The 16890-nt window shown below is 59.3% G+C and carries 21 protein-coding genes; all 21 read left to right on the top strand.

Annotation, left to right across the window (positions count from 1 at the left end; translation table 11 throughout):
• Window positions 1–30: 30 nt before the first annotated feature.
• Genes CVV65_RS08880 through CVV65_RS08780 form a run of 21 tightly spaced genes read left to right on the top strand, consistent with a single transcriptional unit; the run spans window position 31 to window position 16884 of the window.
• Complete coding sequence (locus tag CVV65_RS08880; RefSeq protein ID WP_100667819.1) at window positions 31–486, top strand: flagellar hook capping FlgD N-terminal domain-containing protein; 456 nt, start codon at window positions 31–33, stop codon at window positions 484–486.
• A gap of 52 nt (window positions 487–538) precedes the next feature.
• Window positions 539–1336: a flagellar basal body rod protein FlgG gene (gene flgG, locus CVV65_RS08875; protein ID WP_100667818.1), complete on the top strand. Its 798-nt coding sequence runs from the start codon at window positions 539–541 to the stop codon at window positions 1334–1336.
• A 46-nt stretch (window positions 1337–1382) separates the two neighbouring features.
• Entirely contained in the window at window positions 1383–1613 is a 231-nt protein-coding gene (locus CVV65_RS08870) for a flagellar FlbD family protein (RefSeq protein WP_100667817.1), read from the top strand.
• Window positions 1576–2019 (top strand): flagellar basal body-associated FliL family protein, encoded by a 444-nt coding sequence (locus CVV65_RS08865; RefSeq protein WP_133121265.1) that lies wholly within the window; start codon window positions 1576–1578, stop codon window positions 2017–2019. Before CVV65_RS08870 ends, CVV65_RS08865 begins: the two co-directional genes overlap by 38 nt.
• A 14-nt stretch (window positions 2020–2033) precedes the next feature.
• On the top strand, window positions 2034–3032 hold the full coding sequence (gene fliM, locus CVV65_RS08860) for a flagellar motor switch protein FliM (protein ID WP_100667815.1): 999 nt from the start codon (window positions 2034–2036) through the stop codon (window positions 3030–3032).
• A 10-nt stretch (window positions 3033–3042) separates the two neighbouring features.
• Window positions 3043–4221: a flagellar motor switch phosphatase FliY gene (fliY, locus tag CVV65_RS08855; RefSeq protein WP_232796776.1), complete on the top strand. Its 1179-nt coding sequence runs from the start codon at window positions 3043–3045 to the stop codon at window positions 4219–4221.
• A gap of 4 nt (window positions 4222–4225) precedes the next feature.
• Window positions 4226–4588, top strand: coding sequence for a response regulator (locus tag CVV65_RS08850; RefSeq protein WP_013075509.1), 363 nt, complete (start codon window positions 4226–4228; stop codon window positions 4586–4588).
• Window positions 4589–4620: 32 nt separating this feature from the next.
• Window positions 4621–5103, top strand: coding sequence for a flagellar biosynthetic protein FliO (fliO, locus tag CVV65_RS08845; RefSeq protein ID WP_157935448.1), 483 nt, complete (start codon window positions 4621–4623; stop codon window positions 5101–5103).
• A complete protein-coding gene (gene fliP, locus CVV65_RS08840; protein WP_269148816.1) occupies window positions 5090–5884 on the top strand; it encodes a flagellar type III secretion system pore protein FliP in 795 nt (264 codons plus the stop codon). Before fliO ends, fliP begins: the two co-directional genes overlap by 14 nt.
• A gap of 10 nt (window positions 5885–5894) precedes the next feature.
• Window positions 5895–6164 (top strand): flagellar biosynthesis protein FliQ, encoded by a 270-nt coding sequence (fliQ, locus tag CVV65_RS08835; protein WP_100667812.1) that lies wholly within the window; start codon window positions 5895–5897, stop codon window positions 6162–6164.
• On the top strand, window positions 6161–6952 hold the full coding sequence (locus tag CVV65_RS08830) for a flagellar biosynthetic protein FliR (RefSeq protein ID WP_100667811.1): 792 nt from the start codon (window positions 6161–6163) through the stop codon (window positions 6950–6952). The genes fliQ and CVV65_RS08830 overlap by 4 nt, the downstream gene beginning before the upstream one ends.
• The gene (gene flhB, locus CVV65_RS08825) at window positions 6901–8079 is read left to right on the top strand and encodes a flagellar biosynthesis protein FlhB (protein WP_100667810.1); all 1179 of its coding nucleotides are present in this window, start codon (window positions 6901–6903) and stop codon (window positions 8077–8079) included. The genes CVV65_RS08830 and flhB overlap by 52 nt, the downstream gene beginning before the upstream one ends.
• Complete coding sequence (gene flhA, locus CVV65_RS08820) at window positions 8076–10112, top strand: flagellar biosynthesis protein FlhA (protein ID WP_100667809.1); 2037 nt, start codon at window positions 8076–8078, stop codon at window positions 10110–10112. Before flhB ends, flhA begins: the two co-directional genes overlap by 4 nt.
• Window positions 10109–11299, top strand: coding sequence for a flagellar biosynthesis GTPase FlhF (gene flhF, locus CVV65_RS08815; RefSeq protein ID WP_100667808.1), 1191 nt, complete (start codon window positions 10109–10111; stop codon window positions 11297–11299). The genes flhA and flhF overlap by 4 nt, the downstream gene beginning before the upstream one ends.
• Window positions 11300–11313: 14 nt before the next feature.
• Entirely contained in the window at window positions 11314–12198 is an 885-nt protein-coding gene (locus CVV65_RS08810; RefSeq protein ID WP_100667807.1) for a MinD/ParA family protein, read from the top strand.
• Window positions 12179–12784: a CheB methylesterase domain-containing protein gene (locus CVV65_RS08805; protein WP_157935447.1), complete on the top strand. Its 606-nt coding sequence runs from the start codon at window positions 12179–12181 to the stop codon at window positions 12782–12784. Before CVV65_RS08810 ends, CVV65_RS08805 begins: the two co-directional genes overlap by 20 nt.
• 11 nt (window positions 12785–12795) lie before the next feature.
• Window positions 12796–14898 (top strand): chemotaxis protein CheA, encoded by a 2103-nt coding sequence (locus CVV65_RS08800; protein WP_100669342.1) that lies wholly within the window; start codon window positions 12796–12798, stop codon window positions 14896–14898.
• 15 nt (window positions 14899–14913) lie between these two features.
• Window positions 14914–15393: a chemotaxis protein CheW gene (locus CVV65_RS08795; protein WP_100667805.1), complete on the top strand. Its 480-nt coding sequence runs from the start codon at window positions 14914–14916 to the stop codon at window positions 15391–15393.
• Between the two features lie 8 nt (window positions 15394–15401).
• The gene (locus CVV65_RS08790) at window positions 15402–16007 is read left to right on the top strand and encodes a chemotaxis protein CheC (RefSeq protein ID WP_100669340.1); all 606 of its coding nucleotides are present in this window, start codon (window positions 15402–15404) and stop codon (window positions 16005–16007) included.
• Window positions 16004–16492, top strand: a complete 489-nt coding sequence (locus CVV65_RS08785) for a chemotaxis protein CheD (RefSeq protein WP_197945594.1) — start codon at window positions 16004–16006, stop codon at window positions 16490–16492. Before CVV65_RS08790 ends, CVV65_RS08785 begins: the two co-directional genes overlap by 4 nt.
• A complete protein-coding gene (locus tag CVV65_RS08780) occupies window positions 16489–16884 on the top strand; it encodes a hypothetical protein (protein WP_100667804.1) in 396 nt (131 codons plus the stop codon). Before CVV65_RS08785 ends, CVV65_RS08780 begins: the two co-directional genes overlap by 4 nt.
• Window positions 16885–16890: the final 6 nt, after the last annotated feature.

The following is a 16890-nucleotide window of genomic DNA, read 5'->3' as shown; positions in this document are numbered from 1 at the left end:
AGGTCCAGGACCGCGAAAGGGGGAAACGACATGAGCGAAGTGGCGGCGACGGGGATGAACGCGGCAAACTCTTCGGGATATGCCAGCCCGACCTCCGTGATCAATCCCAAGAGTCAGCTCGATAAAAATTCCTTTCTTCAATTATTGGTCGCTCAGTTGAAAAACCAAGACCCGCTCCAGCCGATGGACAGTACACAGTTTATCTCCCAACTCGCTCAGTTTTCGGCCCTTGAACAAATGACCAATGTGGCCCAGGCTCAGGAGCAGGCCGCGACAGCCACCGAGATGCAAGCGGCGGCGGAGTGGATCGGGAAGCGGATTTCTTACCTCGACGAAAAAGGAAACATCCAGTCCGGGGTCGCTCAAGGCGTGCAGCTCAAAGATGGCCTGGTCTACCTCGATCTCGGTGGTCTCCCCGTTCCGTGGAGTTCGATTCTGGGGGTCGGTGACGGCACGAATGTGGCGGGTGGAGGCACCGGGGTTTAAGCAAGGCCTGAATGCTTCTGGGGAGTGAATCTGCGAAAGGGGATGAGCGGCTATGATGCGATCGTTATACTCAGCGGTTTTGGGCATGCGTGGATTTCAAACCAAGATGGACGTGATCGGCAACAACATCGCCAACGTCAACACGGTGGGCTTCAAAGCGAGCCGGGTCATGTTTCACGACCTGATGAGCCAGACTCTTTCCGGGGCTACGGCGCCTGGGAACACGACCGGAGGCTCGAATCCCCAGCAGGTGGGGCTCGGGGTAGGGTTGGCGAGCATCGATACGCCGATGACTCCCGGAGCTCCGATGATGACCGGGGTGCCTACAGATCTGGCCATTGACGGCAACGGCTTTTTCGTGGTCCAACTCCCAGATGGGGCCACCCAGGCCTATACACGGGCGGGAAATTTCCACATTGACAGTAATCGGAACCTCGTGACCTCGGAGGGGTTGTTTGTTCTAGATACGGGAGGGGCCCCTATCCAAGTGCCCGATAACACCAAAAGTGTTTCCATCGATAAAAACGGCAATGTCAACTGCCTGCTGGACGACGGGACCACCCAAACGGCTGCCCAGATTGGGCTTGCCAATTTCGCCAACCCCGAAGGCCTGCAAAAGATCGGGAACAACCTGTATGTGGAGACCACAAACTCCGGAACGGCGGATGTGCAAGCCCCGAATCAAGGGGTTTTCGGCAGCATCACGTCCGGTGCCCTGGAGATGTCAAACGTGGATTTAACGAACGAGTTTACCGAAATGATCATTGCCCAGCGGGCGTTCCAGGCCAATGCCCGAACGATCACCAGTGACGACCAGATGCTGCAAGAGGTCGTCAACCTGAAACGGTGATGACCACGGACATTCTACCTCGGTCCACCGGGCCGGGTGAGAGACTGTGATTCCGTTGACCCGATTGAATGGCTCGGAAGTTTGGGTGAACGCCTTGCTCATTGAGTCGGTGGAGGCCAGCCCGGATACAGTGGTGACCTTGTCTACCGGACGAAAATTGGTCGTCCGGGAAACGGTGGGGGAAATTGCCGATCGGGTGACCGATTACTATCGGAGCATCGGCCTGGTGCGCGGCATCCGTGGACACCGACGGGAAGGGGGGAGTCGCGACGAGTAAAGCGCTGACATGGGCGTTAATCGTGGTGCTGGCCGCGGCGGTGGCCGTGGGAGCGTGGTATGTCATCGGGTCTCGGGCGACTTCCTCGGGTCCGCCGACGGCGGCCGATCTCGCCAAAACGCGCTATGACCTGCCCCAAATGACCACCAACCTCGCCGGGGGAAGTGTCATTCAGTTGAGCATCTCCCTTCAGGCGAGCTCCGACCAGGCGAAGGGCGAGCTCGAACTGAGAAAAGTGGAGATCCAGGATGCAGTGAACGATATTCTTCATTCCTGGAAACGGGAAGATCTCGACCAGCCCCAAGGGCAGGAAAAGCTGAAAGGGGACATCATGAAGAGGGTCAACGAGCTCCTTCACAATGGTCGAGTGACGCAAGTATATTTTCCCTCCATCATCGTTCAGTAAGGGGGTGACGAGGCGTGGCGGACGTCCTGTCGCAACGAGAGATCGACGCCCTTTTACAGGCCTTGAGTTCCGGCGAGGTTTCGGCGGAAGCCATGAAGGAGGAAGAAGAGCAGCGCAGGATCCGTGTCTATGACTTCAAACGGGCCATGCGATTTTCGAAAGATCAACTGCGCAGTCTGACCCGGATCTACGAGAACTACGCGCGGATGCTCAGCACGTATTTTTCGGCACAGTTGCGGACCTGGATGCACCTGGATGTCATCTCTGTCGAGCAACTGCCCTACGAGGAGTTTATTCGCTCCATGCCGCATCTTTCGACCTTGCTCGTGGTGGATCTGGCTCCGCTCAGCGGGCGGTGGGTGATCGGGATTGGACCGGACGTCGCCTTTGTCATGCTCGATCGCCTCCTCGGAGGGCCAGGGTTGGAACTGGCCGGCGCCCGGGCGTTTACGGAAATTGAGACTACAGTGTTCGAACGGTCGTGGAGCCGATCTCTCGAAGTGTTGGGCGATGCGTGGAAGGGCATTGTGGAGGACTTGCGGCCGACTCTGTCTTTTATCGAATTTAATCCCCAGTTTCTCCAGATTGCGGCGCCCAATGATACGGTGGCCGTGGTCTCCGTCAGTATGCGGATTATGGAGACCACCGGTTTAATGCACATATGTATGCCCCATCTGACCTTGGAGCGGTTGTTGCCGAAACTGAGTTCACAGCACATGCTGGGCATGGGGCAGGTGCACCGGGCACTGGATCCTGCGAGAGAGGAGGCGCTGCGGGAACGTTTGCGGGCTGCCCCGGTGGAAATCCGGGCGGTTTTGGGAAGGACCTCGATCGATTTCTACGACTTGATGCACCTCTCCGCCGGGGATGTCATCCCCCTTCATCAAGCCGTGAACCGGCCCGTGGAGATCTATGTCGGGGACAAGGTGAAATATCTTGGCCGCCCGGGAGTGGATCACGGCCGGCTCGCTGTTCAAATTACAGAGATCGCCGATGACGAAGGGGGTGAATAAGGTGTCCGATATGTTATCTCAGGATGAAATCGACGCGCTTCTTCGGGGAGGAGGGGCCATGACGCCTCCGCAACAAGGAGAAACCCTGAGCGACATGGAGCGGGACGCCCTCGGGGAGATTGGCAACATCAGTTTCGGAACTGCCGCCACGGCCCTGTCTACCCTTTTAAATAGACGGGTGGAAATCACCACGCCAATGGTGAGTGTGGCCAAAACCCAGGAACTGGGCAGCGAATTTCCCGTGCCCCATGTTGCGGTGCAGGTCCAGTATACCGCGGGTTTTGAGGGGCTCAACGCTTTGTTTATCCGCCCGGAGGACGCCCGGATCATTGCTGATCTCATGATGGGTGGTCAAGGAGCTCCCCCGGAAGGCGAGCTCGATGAATTGCAGCTCAGTGCGGTGAGTGAAGCGATGAACCAGATGATGGGGTCGGCGGCCACCTCCATGTCCCAGATGTTTAACATGAAAATCAACATTTCGCCGCCCACGGCCCGAATTGTGGATTTTCAAAAGGAAACGCCGGGGGAGCTGTTTTCCGGAGAAGAAGTCGTGGTGAAGGTGGCTTTTCGCCTCATCGTCGCTGATCTCATCGACTCGCACATCATGCAGATCATTCCTCTCAGCTTCGCCAAGAAAATGGTGACGGCGCTAATGGGGCCGCAGGACAGTGCGAGTCCTTCTGCCACGGCACCATCGCAAACCCCGGGAACTCAGCCGTCCACAGGGACAGGTGCCCCGTCTCCTACAGAGGCTTCCGGCCAGCAAACCGTCTCCCCCCAAGAGAAGGCTGTGGCGGATCGGCCGGGGGGTTATCACGAAGCCGGGACCTCCCAAACCGAGGTGGCTGCCAGCGCGCAGACCGTCGTCAAGCCGGTGGAATTCGGCCCTCTGCACTCCCCTGGTGCCGAAACGCCCCGGATGGATAACCTCGATCTTTTGCTCGACGTATCCCTCACGGTGAGTGTCGAGCTTGGCCGCACCCGTCAGTCTGTTCGGGAGGTTCTGAGCTGGTCCCTGGGATCTGTGGTGGAATTGGATCGCCTGGCCGGGGAGCCGGTGGATATTTACGTCAACCAGAAATTGATCGCAAAAGGGGAAGTTGTGGTCATCGACGAAAACTTTGGAGTGCGGGTGACAGACATTGTACACCCCCGCGATCGAATGCGCGGTGTACAGCAGGGAGGGTGAGAAGGTGAGTCGCAAAGTTCTCGTCGTAGACGATGCCGCGTTCATGCGCATGATGATCAAGGAGATTCTGACCAAGCACGGGTACGAAGTGGTGGGCGAGGCGGTGAACGGCATCCAGGCTGTGGAAAAGTTTCAGGAACTTCGGCCGGATCTTGTCACCCTCGATATTACGATGCCCGAGATGGACGGGATCGAGGCGCTCAAGCGGATCCGGGCCATTGATCCGGAGGCGAAAGTGATCATGTGCTCGGCAATGGGGCAGCAGGCGATGGTGATCGACGCGATACAGGCCGGGGCCAAGGATTTTATCGTAAAGCCGTTTCAGGCGGATCGCGTTTTGGAAGCGGTCCGCAAGACTTTGGGATGAAGGCCGTGTTGGTTTTTGCCGGGTGGTGTTGGTTGCTCGCGTGGCCACGTACGAGTTTGGCCGTGGCGAACTCTGTGGAAGATGCAGTCCGTCACGCTCCTCCCAGCACCCCTTCGGCGCCCCCTCCCGTGCCGTCTTTGTCGCTATCCTTTCTGAAGCTCGGGCTGGGTTTGCTGGTCATTCTGGCCCTCATCTGGCTCGCGTCCAGGTGGCTGCGGGGGCGCTGGCCGAAAGCGGCGGGGTCTGACAGCTTCAGAGTGCTGGGCGTCCTCCCTCTCGGACCAGGTAAAGCGGTTCATTTAATCGAAGTGGCAGACCGGGTGCTCGTGTTGGGGGTGGCCCAGGACATCCGCTTACTTGAAGTGATTGAGGATCCACAGCGGAAACAAAGCCTCCAAAGAGAGGAAGGGAAGGCCCCGGGCTTTGACCGCCGACTGGCCGAGGTCCTCCAAAAGATGGCCGATCGGCGCCGGACGTGGCTCCAGAAACAGAGGGGAATGGATGGGGATGACTGATCTTCGATGTTATAAGCACGTGGGAATGAAGATTGCCGTCGTCCTGGCGGCTTTCCTGGTGATGAAGACGGGGTACGCCCTGGCTGCGCCGGCGGACCCGACCGCTATCATTCCTGGATTGCCGTCCACGCTACAACCTGATTCTTCCCCTCAAGGGGTCGCGGGCACCCTTCAGCTTATCTTACTGATCACCGTTCTTTCCCTGGCTCCCGGGATTCTCGTCATGATCACGAGTTTTACCCGGATGATCGTGGTGCTCTCTTTTGTGCGAAGCGCCCTCGCGGTGCAGCAGACCCCTCCGAATCAAGTGTTGATCGGCCTTGCCTTGGCCCTGACCTTTTTCGTCATGGCCCCGACTTTGTCCCAGGTCAATCAGCAGGCCGTTCAGCCGTATCTCCGGGGGGAATTGAGCCAGACCCAGGCCATTGCCCGGGCCGAGGTGCCCTTTAAACATTTTATGGCCAAGCAGACCCGGGAAAAGGACTTGCAATTGTTCTTGGATTACCGAAATGTGGCCCTTCCGGCCCGGGTGGAGGACATCCCCATGTCGTTGTTGGTGCCGGCGTATACCATCAGTGAACTGAAGACCGCTTTCGAGATCGGATTCATGATCTTTATCCCGTTTCTCATCATCGACATGGTGATTTCGAGTGTTCTCATGGCTATGGGCATGTTGATGCTCCCACCGGTTATCGTGTCGTTGCCCTTTAAAATTCTTTTGTTCGTTCTGGCGGACGGCTGGTATTTGATCGTGAAATCGCTCCTGGCGGGCTACGTGTGAGGTGGTTGCGGTGAGTCCGGACAACGTGCTTCAGATTGGGCAGGAAACGCTGCGAATCGCCTTTTTATTGTCGCTGCCCTTCCTGGGCTTCACCCTGGTGGTGGGCCTGATTATAAGTATTTTCCAGGCGGTGACGCAGATTCAAGAACCGACCTTGACGTTCTTGCCAAAGGTGCTCGCTGTGTTCGCGGTGATTCTGCTGTTGGGGCCGTGGATGCTCCACACCCTGCTCGATTACACCGAGGGGATCTTCGGGCAGTTGTCCGGATTCATCCGATGATTTCCCTGGCGGCGTTGGTGGATCAGGTTCAGGTGTGGCTATTGATCTTGGCCCGGATCATCGGATGGGTGATGACCGCCCCGGTGATTTCGAGTCGGGCGGTGCCGGCGCCTGTCCAAATGGGATTGGCTGGGGTTGTGGCTCTGTTGGTGGCGCAAACGGTCATTCCCGCCCAGGGGGCGGCGGTGGCAGGACTCGCGCTCAGTGCCTATCTGTTTGAGGTGGTGAAGCAGTGGTTGATCGGCGCTGCCATCGGGTTTATGGCTTCCGTTCTTTTTACAGCGGCCGAAATGGCCGGGCAACTCATCGATATCCAAATGGGTTTCTCGATGGTCACCCTCTTCAATCCCCAATTTGGAACCAATGGGTCGATCCTAGCCAACTGGCAAATGTGGCTGACCAGCGTCGTGTTTTTGGGAATCGACGGCCATCTGGCGATGCTCTCGGCTCTGCTTCACAGTTTCGAATGGATCCACCTGGGTGCGGGTATCCCGGTGGGACCGGTGGCAGAAGTGGTGGCCAGAAGCGTGGCGGTCTTGTTTATCCTTGGGGTTCAATTGGCGGCGCCCCTTCTGTTGACGCTCCTGTTGATCGATGTCATCCTGGCCTTTGTTTCCCGGGCGGCGCCCCAGACCAATCTGTTGTTTGTCGCCCTGCCCGGAAAAATTCTCGTCGGCTGGGGGGTTGCTCTGGGGACGTTGCCCGTGTTGATCCTCGGAATCGAGCGGGTGGTGGGATGGATGAATCAAGCGGTGGACGGGGTGCTCCGAGCACTGGGGACCGGCTGAACCCGGAGCACAAGGTGGCGGCCACTCCCTATCTCTGGGACCTGCAATGGTTTGCCGAGGAAAAAACGGAACCTCCCACCCCCCGTCGCCGCCAGGAAGCCAGAAAGGAAGGTCAGGCGGCCCGCAGTGCGGACCTCACGGCGGCACTGGTTTTGCTTGCCGCGGTTTTGGCCGTCCGGGCCCTGGGCCAGACGTGGATCGATGAATGGCGGAGGTTGTTCGCCGCCTTTATCAGCGGTTCTCCGGTCCAGTTCTCGACGCCGGACGGGTGGCTGGCGTGGTTGGGTGGGCAGGTGATGGGGGTTTTTTCAAATCTTATTCTGTTTCTTTTGTTGCCGGCCGCAGCGGGGTTGGCCACGGGGTTCATCCAGGTGGGGGGACTTTTCGCGTTCAAAGCCGTGTCCCCCCAGTGGAAGCGGATTTCCCCTTTGGAGGGGTTCCGCCGGTTGTTCTCGCTCCGCTCCCTGGTGGAAGGAGCCAAGATGATTCTAAAAATCGCCATTCTCGGCGGCATCGGGTACAGCCTGGCCAGGCAAATTTTCGAAAGCTCCGGGAGTTTAGGAGGGATGGACCCCACGGCCCTGGCTGGGTGGACCGGCGACCAGTTGTGGAACGTCGCCCTCGAAGCGAGCCTCGCTCTGCTTGGACTTGCGATCCTCGATGCGTGGTACCAGCGGGTATCCTTCGAACGTCAACTTCGGATGACCAAACAAGAGGTCAAAGAGGAGTTCAAGCGCACCGAGGGCAATCCGACCATCAAACGCAAAATCCGGGAACGGCAACGGGCCTTGGCTCAGCGGCGGATGATGCAGGAGGTGCCGAAGGCGACGGTGGTTATCACGAACCCCACCCACTACGCCGTGGCCCTCCGGTATGAGCCGGAATCGATGGACACGCCGGTGGTCATCGCCAAAGGGGCTGATGTCTGGGCGTGGAGAATCCGAGAGACCGCCCGGCGCTACGGAGTCCCGGTGGTGGAAAATCCGCCCCTGGCCAGGCGGTTGCATGCCATGGTGGAGATCGGGGAGGCCATTCCCGAAGTGTTGTTCCAAGCGGTGGCGGAGGTGCTGGCATACGTGTATCGCCTCCGGGGGTGGACGGGCGAAAGGAGGGGGAGTGATCGATGAAACGGACAGATTTGGCCGTTTTGGTCGGCGTGATCGGAATTGTGGTCATGATGGTCATCCCGTTGCCTCCTTCTCTGCTCGATTTCTTGCTCGTGATCAATTTGGGGGTGTCCCTGGTTGTTCTCCTGATTGCGATGAACGTCCGGGAGCCCTTACAGTTTTCGGTGTTCCCAGCCCTTTTGTTGCTCACGACTTTATATCGTCTCGCCCTGAACGTCTCGTCCACCCGGTCGATTTTGTCCGTGGGCTACGCCGGAGAAGTCATTCAGACCTTTGGCGACTTCGTGGTGCGGGGTAACGTGGTGGTCGGGCTGATCGTGTTCGCCATCCTTGCGGTGATCCAGTTTGTGGTTATCACCCGGGGCGCTGAGCGGGTGGCGGAAGTAGCGGCCCGGTTTACCCTGGACGCCATGCCGGGTAAACAGATCAGTATCGACGCTGATCTGAGCTCGGGCTTGATTACCGAACAAGAAGCCCGGGAGCGCCGGAGGACGGTGGAACGAGAGGCCGATTTCTACGGCGCCATGGATGGCGCCAGCAAATTCGTCAAAGGGGATGCCATTGCTTCGATCATCATCGTGGTGATCAATATCATCGGGGGATTCATCATTGGGATGGCCGTCAACCATCAGGATTTCAACACGGCCCTCAGTCATTACACCCTGCTGTCAGTGGGGGACGGTCTGGTGAGCCAAATCCCCGCCCTGCTGATCTCGACCGCCACCGGACTGGTGGTGACCCGGGCCGCCTCCGACAACAACATGGGGCGAGATGTCATCACCCAGTTGTTGTCCTACCCGAAAATGCTTTTCGTGGTGGCTAGTGCACTGGCTCTTCTCGGAATTCTGACCCCCATTGGGTGGGTGAAGACCTGGCCCGTCGCTGGGGTGGTCGCGTTTGGAGGATGGAGGATGCAGAGCCGACTCCGGGCGGATGCCGCCGCACAACAGGCGCAGGAGGCGAAACGGGAGACCGAAGAGATTCGGACGCCGGAAAGTGTCGTCTCCATGGTGCCGGTGGATCCGGTGGAATTCGAATTCGGTTATGGGCTGATTCCCTTGGCTGACGCCGCCCAGGGCGGCGACCTTTTGGACCGGGTGGTCATGATCCGACGCCAGTTGGCCCTGGAGCTCGGGGTGGTGCTTCCGGTGGTTCGAATTCGGGACAACATTCAGTTGCAACCGGACGAGTACGTGATCAAAATCCGAGGATCCGAAGTAGCAAGGGGCCGATTGATGCTGGGCTATTATCTGGCCATCAGTCCGGGGGTGGACGATCCCCGGGTGGTGGGGGTGGCGACAAAGGAACCCGCTTTCGGGCTCCCGGCGCTGTGGATTGGGCCGGAGATGAGAGAGAGAGCGGAGCTTTCAGGGTACACCGTGGTGGACCCGCCTTCAGTGGTGGCCACCCATCTGACCGAAGTCCTGAAGCGCCACGCCTATGAACTGATCGGACGCCAAGAAACCCGCCAGTTGATCGACGCCCTTCGCCGACATCACGCGGCCTTGGTGGACGAAGTGGTGCCGAACGTGGTGGGGTACGGCGAGGTCCAAAAAGTGCTCTCCAATCTTTTGCGGGAGGGAGTGCCCATCCGGGATTTGGCCACCATCGTGGAAACCTTGGCCGACGCCGTGAAGACCACCCACGATCCTGAACTGTTGACGGAGTTCGCCCGCCAGGCCCTGCGGAGAACCATTACCCAGCGATGGGCCGCCCCGGGCAAGCCTCTCACCGCTATCACCCTTCATCCGGGGCTCGAACGGCAGATCGCGGAATCGATTCACCGAGGGGATTTTGGCGCCTATGTGGTCCTCGATCCCCGGGTCCACCAACAGATGGTCGGGCAGTTGGTGGATCAGGTGCGGCGCGCCATGGCAGCAGGACAGCATCCCGTCATTGTCACCTCGCCACACATCCGGTCTCATGTGCGTCGCTTGTTGGAGCGTACTCTGCCCGACGTAGCGGTGTTGTCTTACCAAGAGATCGATCCGGCGGTGGATGTTGAAACGGCAGGGGTGGTGAATGTATCGTGAGGATCAAACGATTTACTGCCGAAGATATGGCGACAGCCATGGCCCGGGTTCGGGACGAGCTCGGGGGAGAGGCGGTGATTCTCAACACGAGGGAAGTGCCGGCCTCTCGTTGGGTTCCCTGGCGGCGGAGAAAGCGGATTGAAATCGTGGCCGCCGTAGAAGATGGGGGCGGACAAGGGGCGAAGGGACCGGCGCCCACCGGGCCCCGGTCGAACCCCCGCCCTGAGGTGAATTTTTTATCAGGTCCCGATCCCGGGGAGGTAGGGGCTGAGTTCACACGGGGCAATTTGTACCGGGATCCATTGACGGGCTCCTCGGGACGCTCCGGTGTTTCGGGCGATGTCCGGGACCTGACCGATGCGGGGTGGCGAGAGCTCATCCGCAAGATCGCGGCCTCGGGGGAATCCCCGGCAGCCCGGGCCCTCGTACACTTGGCCGAAGGCCTGGTGGCCGGCGGCATGGACGAGCGCCGGGCCCGGGCTCTGGCCGAGCAGGCGGTTATCTCGATTCCCGACGACGGGTCCTGGGAAATATCGCATATGGTCGAGCAGCTGCAGGAGATTGTCCGCAGCCAGCTTCAGCCCTGGGTCGGCTCACCCATGGCGGCGGAGTCTCGGGTGATTGCCTTGGCTGGGCCCACGGGGGTTGGGAAAACCACCACGATAGCGAAACTCGCGGCTATCGAGACTTTGGACGCCGGTCGCCGGGTGGCCTTGATCACAGCGGATACGTACCGCATTGCCGCCGTCGACCAACTGCGAACCTACGCCCAGATCATTGGTATACCTTGCTTCGTCGTGTACACCCCCGAGGAAATGCGGCGCACGGTGGGGGAGTTGGCAGAATATGACCGCATCTTCGTGGATACTGCGGGGCGCAATTACACCCAGCGTGAACACGCGTTGTCGTTGCGCGAAATGCTTCAGGCCGCAAAGCCCGACGAGACCTACCTCGTCTTAAGCCTGTCTGGTAAAGGCCGGGATTTGTACCGGACGGTGGAGGCACTCCGGGAGGTGGCGATCGACAAATACCTGTTCACCAAGGCGGATGAAACGGAAAGCTTGGCCTCGGCGGTTGATCTCATACTGGCAGAATCCCGACCCGTGGCATACATCACGACCGGGCAAGGCGTTCCGGACGACATTATCGAAGCGGATGCCGCTTATCTGGCACAGCGGCTCTTTTAGGACGGGGGGAGACGATGGATCAGGCATCCGAGTTGCGCAAAAGGATGGCCCATCAGTCCGGGCCCCGGGGAGTCTCGTTGAAGACCGCGGCGGTGACCAGCGGGAAAGGTGGGGTGGGAAAGTCCAACGTGGCCGTCAATGTCGCCTTGGCTCTTCAACAGGAGCACAAGAACACCCTCATCTTGGACACCGACGTCGGATTTGCCAACGTGAATGTTTTACTTGGAAGTGGTGCGGGCCGAACGTTGCTGGATTTGGCTCAGCCCGGGGTTTTGGCTTCAGATGTCGTCCAGACCGGCCCCCTAGGGATTTCCTGGATCTCAGGGGGCACGGCCTTGCCCGATTGGATCCAGCTTTCCAGGGATCAAGTCAAGGTGTGTTTCGATAAATTGATGGATTTGGAATCGACTCTCGACTGGGTCATCGTCGATACCGGCGCCGGGCTGAATGAATCGAGCCTTCACCTATTGGAAAGTGTGGATCAGATTCTGCTTGTGACAACCCCGGAACCCACAGCCCTTGCGGACGCCTACGCCTTGATCAAAGTACTGGTTCGGCGGTCCCTGAGCGCCCGCATTCGGATCGTGGTCAACCGGTGCCGGACGTTTTCGGAGGGGATACAAACGTTTCAACGATTGGTCCAGGTTTCGAAAACTTTTCTTTCTTTCGAGCCCGGTGCGATGGGGTATATTCTCGAGGATCCTGCGGTGGGACGGGCCGTTTTTCGACAAACGCCCTTTCTCCTGAGTGCTCCCGATAGCCGGGCTGCCCAGTGTGTACGACAAATCGCCCGCCGCCTGATGGGCGGTGAGGATGTCGCTCCGGCAGAGAGCCCCCCGAGTCGGCGCGGCTGGCGCGAGTTCATCTGGAAACTGCAGCATGCCCTCGGGCGCGGATAAAAGGTGGGGCGCGGCGGAACTCGTGGTGATGGGGGCATCCACGGGGGGACCCACCGCCCTTGCATCCATTTTGTCAGGACTTCCAAAAACCTTTCCACTGCCCATTGCTGTGGTTCAACATATGCCCGAGGCCTTCACCCGGACTTTTGCCGCCAGACTCAACCAAGAGTCGTCACTGCAGGTGTTTGAGGCGGCCAAGGGAAATCGGCTGAGGCCGGGAACCGTGGCCATTGCCCCTGGAGGTCGACAGATGAGAGTCCATCGGGATCTTGAAGGTTGGTTTGTGGAACTTGGGGAAGAAACTCCGTGGCACAACCACGTACCTTCCGTGGATGTATTGTTTGACTCGGCGGCTAGAGCGGCTCATCAACCGGTGATTGCCGTCCTCTTGACGGGCATGGGAAAGGACGGGGCCGAGGGGATGGAGAAAATTCATCGCCGGGGGGGGATCACCATCGCCCAGTCTAAAGAGAGTTCCGTGGTGTTCGGAATGCCCCGGGCCGCCATCGAACGCGGCTGTGTGGATTACGTCGCAGATCTAGAGGAAATCCCAGCCCTCCTGATGAAGTTGTCCATGAACAGGTAGGGGGTGGTATGGTGGAGAACAGTGAATACCTCGACATGTTTATTGAAGAAACGAAGGAGCATCTGCAGCAATTGAACGAACAATTGCTAGTTCTCGAGCGGGATTCCTCGGACCATGAGGCGATCCACGCCGTTTTTCGGTCGGCGCACACCATTAAGGGGATGGCGGCGACCATGGGTTTTGAGCCCATGGTATGGGTCACGCACGACATGGAGAACGTCCTGGACGAGATCCGAAACGGCCGGGCGGCCATCACTCCGGACCATATGGATGTGCTGTTCAAAGCCGTCGACCTGTTGGAAGCCCAACTCGCGGCGGTGGAAGAAGGAGGGGACCTGGCCGGGATTCCCACCGAAGACGTGGTGCAAGGCCTTCAGCGGCTTTTGGATGAATCTCGGGGCATGACCGGTGCTCCCGACGCCGGGTCTGGCTCTGCCGGAAAGGGGCCTTCGGCGGGGCGGACGGGAGGTGGGCGGGAGATCGACAGTTCCCAAGGGCCGGCCCTCGTCCTGGACGCGTACCAGGAGTCTGTGGCCGAAGAGGCCCGGAGGGAAGGCTTACAGGTGGTGACCATCGCCGTCCGGCTCGATGAAGGTTGTATCTTAAAGGCTGCCCGGGCTTACATGGTGGTGGACGCCTGTGAACAATTTGGGGAATTGGTCAAGGTGGACCCTCCGGTGGAGGAGCTGGAACAAGGGAATCTGGATCTGGACATCCGCCTGCTTCTCATTCTGAAACAAGAAAGCCCCGAAGCCGTGGAGAAAGCACTGCTCGGGATTTCTGAAATCCGGGAGGTGGTGGTCAAGCCGTGGGCTGGAACCACCGGGAATGGACCATCGCCCGAACGTCTCGCCCCACGCGGAAAGGGAGAACGAAACGGGTCGGGAAGTGAGTCGGATTCTCCCAAGGGGGTACGCACGACAGCTCTGGGGGGTTCCCCGGAAGAAAGGGCGACGAATCACCGCACGCTCAAATCGGTCCGCGTGGACATCGATCGGTTGGACACCCTCATGAACCTGTTCAGCGAATTGGTGATCGACCGGACCCGGATCGAAGAGTTGGCGAAGCAAACCGGACATCAGGACCTTCTGGCAACAGTCGAGCACATGGTGAGAATCAGCGCCGATCTTCAAAATTTGGTGATGACGATTCGCATGGTGCCCGTCGACACGGTGTTCAATCGCTTCCCGCGCATGGTCAGGGACCTGGCCCGGGAGTTGGGGAAGAGTGTCGATTTTGTCGTTCGCGGCGGGGATACGGGACTAGACCGTACGGTCATCGATGAGATTGGCGACCCCTTGGTGCACCTGTTGAGGAACGCCGTGGATCACGGAATTGAGACGCCGGAGGAGCGCCGGAAACTTGGCAAACCCGAGGCGGGGCGAGTGGAGCTGGTGGCTTATCATTCCGGAAACAACGTGTTTATCGAGGTGTCTGACGATGGCCGGGGAGTGGATCGCGAGAAAGTGATTCAGAAAGCTGTGCAGCGGGGGCTTATTGACCGCAGTGACGCGGCTTCCTTGACGGACGGACAGGTTTTTGACCTTCTTTTCCAACCGGGATTCAGTACGAAAGACACGGTCAGCGATGTTTCCGGACGGGGCGTGGGTTTGGATGTCGTGAAACGCAAGTTGGAGCAGGTCGGGGGCAAGGTGACGGTGGAATCCATCTCGGGTCGAGGGACGAAATGGGTGATTCAATTGCCTCTGACGCTCTCGATTATTCAAGCCATGCTGGTCAGCCTGGCCGGAGAAAAATATGCCGTTCCCCTTCACTCCATCGTGGAGACGGCCGTCGTGAATCGAGGGGACATCCGGGATCTTCACGGACAACAGGTGATCCCCTTTAGAGGGCGGGTCATTCCGCTCATCGATTTGGAACGGTTGTACGAGCTTCGGCGCGAGGAGACCAAAGATGAAGAAAATGTCCTGATCGTGCGCCGGGGCGACCGGTTCGCAGGGTTTATCGTCGATGAGTTTCTCGGTCAACAGGAGATTGTGCTGAAGTCTCTCGGGCGGTATTTGCAACAAGTGTTTTCCATCGCCGGTGCCACGGTGCTCGGTGACGGGCAGGTGGCGCTGATCATCGACTGTAATGCTTTTCTTGCGGCGTGAGAGGAGGCATTCCGGATGGAGCAGAAAGCTCAAGATCTGGATCGAGAAGTCAAAGTGATCGTTTTTCAATTGGCGACGGAGGAATACGGGGTTGAGGTTTCTCAGGTCCTGTCTATTGAACGCGTGCAAAAGATCACCCGGGTTCCCCGGACGCCCGCTTTCGTTAAAGGGGTCATCAATCTGCGCGGCGTGGTGACGCCCATTATCGATTTGCGGGCAAGGTTTGGCCTCCCTGAAGTGGAGTACACGGACGATACCCGGATCGTCGTGGTGGCTGTTGGGGAAATGGAGGTGGGCTTAGTGGTGGATGCGGCCAATGACGTCATCGACGTCCCCATGTCTCGGGTGGATCCTCCTCCGGCCGTGGTGGGTGGTGTCAAGGCGGACTATCTTCGCGGAGTGGCAAAACTGGACGATCGACTGCTGGTCTTGCTCAATCTCGACCGGGTGCTGAGCGTCCAGGAAGTGGCCGAGCTCGGCGCGATGTCTTGGTGAGGTCCCCGGTGCAACCACTAGGCGATCGACACCTCGATGCCCTCCGGGAAGTGGGCAACATCGGGGCAGGCCACGCGGCCACGAGCTTGTCCCTTCTCTTGCAGCGACCGGTTCGGATCACGGTGCCCACGGTTCAGGTGCTGGCTTTTGATCACGTGGTGGACGCCGTGGGCGGTGCGGAGGACGTCGTAGTGGGCACCTATTTTCGCATCGGAGGAGATTATCCCGGCAACTTTTTTTTCATCATTCCAGCCTGTTCGGCCCGAGCCGTACTCCGGGCCATGTGGACGGAGGGCGACTTCGGTGACGACCTGCAAAATGAGATGGCCTTATCCGCCCTTGGAGAAATAGGAAATATTCTGACATCGGCATATCTCATCTCGCTGAGTGATTTCACCCATGGCAAGGTGGAGACTTCTGTGCCCGCCGTGGCCGTGGACATGGCCCAGGCGATTTTAGAAGTTGGGATGCTCACCGCGGATGCCGACCAATGCCTGATCGTGCATACCGGCGCCCATATCGAGGAATTGGATGTCTGGTGCCACTTCCTCCTCGTTCCCGATCCCGACAGTGTGTTGCCTTTGCTGACGGCCTTGGGGGTGCGCGGAGAGTGATCGCCGGCCAAGTGGTCCATGTCGGCATGGCAGATTTAAAAGTGGTCCATTGTCCGGATCGCCTGCGATCTGTGGGCCTCGGCTCCTGCGTAGGGGTTGCCCTGTGGGATCCGCAAACGAAAGTGGCGGGGCTGGTTCACATCATGCTCCCTTCCGCCGAGGGGTTTACTGACGCCACCAGGGCGAAGTTCGCCGATACGGGGGTGGACTGGCTGGTGGAAATGATGCAGCAAAACGGCGCCCGAGTCGAGCGTTTACGGGCCAAAATGGCCGGAGGTGCCCAGATGTTCACGTTTGCCGGGAAAAACGATTTGTTGAAGATTGGCCCCCGGAATGTCGACGCCTGTCGCCGGGCCCTGGCGAAATGGGGGATTCCAATGGTTGGGGAGGATGTCGGCGGTTCCACCGGGAGGACCATCGAGTTGCACAGCGAGGACGGCCGTTTATGGGTGCGCACGGTGCGGGGGGGACAGATTGTGCTATGAAGCTGTGGACGGTCCCGGTCTTCGGAAGTGGAGTTTTTTTTCTGATCGCGGTGGCGGCTGGGCACGTGTGGACGACGGCTTTGTTGCGGACCGGGGTGTCTGCGGTGGTGTTGACCATTGTGGCCCTGGTGGTGGAGGGGGTGCGGAGGTGGGTGGTCGAGGCGGCTCCTTCGACCATCGACCTGCGGTCAGAGCCAGATGATGACGATCTCGCACAGTTAGCCGTGGCGGGGCGGCCGCCCGGATTCGAAGGGGAGGAGACCACCAGGGCGGAGGCCGAGGGCGAATCGACGCTGCCTGCCTCTCCGCTTCCCTCCCAGCGGCCTGACGCAGATGGGGCGAAGGCGGGGCAGTGGACAGATTTGGCAGCCTGGGTGCAACGTCGCCGGTAGACGGGA

The organism is Kyrpidia spormannii, from assembly GCF_002804065.1.
In the GTDB taxonomy this organism is placed as follows: Bacteria; Bacillota; Bacilli; order Kyrpidiales; family Kyrpidiaceae; genus Kyrpidia; species Kyrpidia spormannii.
This window is presented reverse-complemented; position numbering and strand designations above follow the sequence as displayed.

What these genes read in the sequence shown, in the direction of transcription:
- CVV65_RS08880 (WP_100667819.1), top strand. Translation starts at nt 31, where the DNA reads ATGAGCGAAGTGGCGGCGACGGGGATGAACGCGGCAAACTCTTCGGGA.
- flgG (WP_100667818.1), top strand. Translation starts at nt 539, where the DNA reads ATGATGCGATCGTTATACTCAGCGGTTTTGGGCATGCGTGGATTTCAA.
- fliY (WP_232796776.1), top strand. Translation starts at nt 3,043, where the DNA reads ATGTTATCTCAGGATGAAATCGACGCGCTTCTTCGGGGAGGAGGGGCC.
- fliP (WP_269148816.1), top strand. Translation starts at nt 5,090, where the DNA reads ATGGGGATGACTGATCTTCGATGTTATAAGCACGTGGGAATGAAGATT.
- CVV65_RS08830 (WP_100667811.1), top strand. Translation starts at nt 6,161, where the DNA reads ATGATTTCCCTGGCGGCGTTGGTGGATCAGGTTCAGGTGTGGCTATTG.
- flhB (WP_100667810.1), top strand. Translation starts at nt 6,901, where the DNA reads ATGGATGAATCAAGCGGTGGACGGGGTGCTCCGAGCACTGGGGACCGG.
- flhA (WP_100667809.1), top strand. Translation starts at nt 8,076, where the DNA reads ATGAAACGGACAGATTTGGCCGTTTTGGTCGGCGTGATCGGAATTGTG.
- CVV65_RS08810 (WP_100667807.1), top strand. Translation starts at nt 11,314, where the DNA reads ATGGATCAGGCATCCGAGTTGCGCAAAAGGATGGCCCATCAGTCCGGG.
- CVV65_RS08805 (WP_157935447.1), top strand. Translation starts at nt 12,179, where the DNA reads ATGCCCTCGGGCGCGGATAAAAGGTGGGGCGCGGCGGAACTCGTGGTG.
- CVV65_RS08795 (WP_100667805.1), top strand. Translation starts at nt 14,914, where the DNA reads ATGGAGCAGAAAGCTCAAGATCTGGATCGAGAAGTCAAAGTGATCGTT.
- CVV65_RS08780 (WP_100667804.1), top strand. Translation starts at nt 16,489, where the DNA reads ATGAAGCTGTGGACGGTCCCGGTCTTCGGAAGTGGAGTTTTTTTTCTG.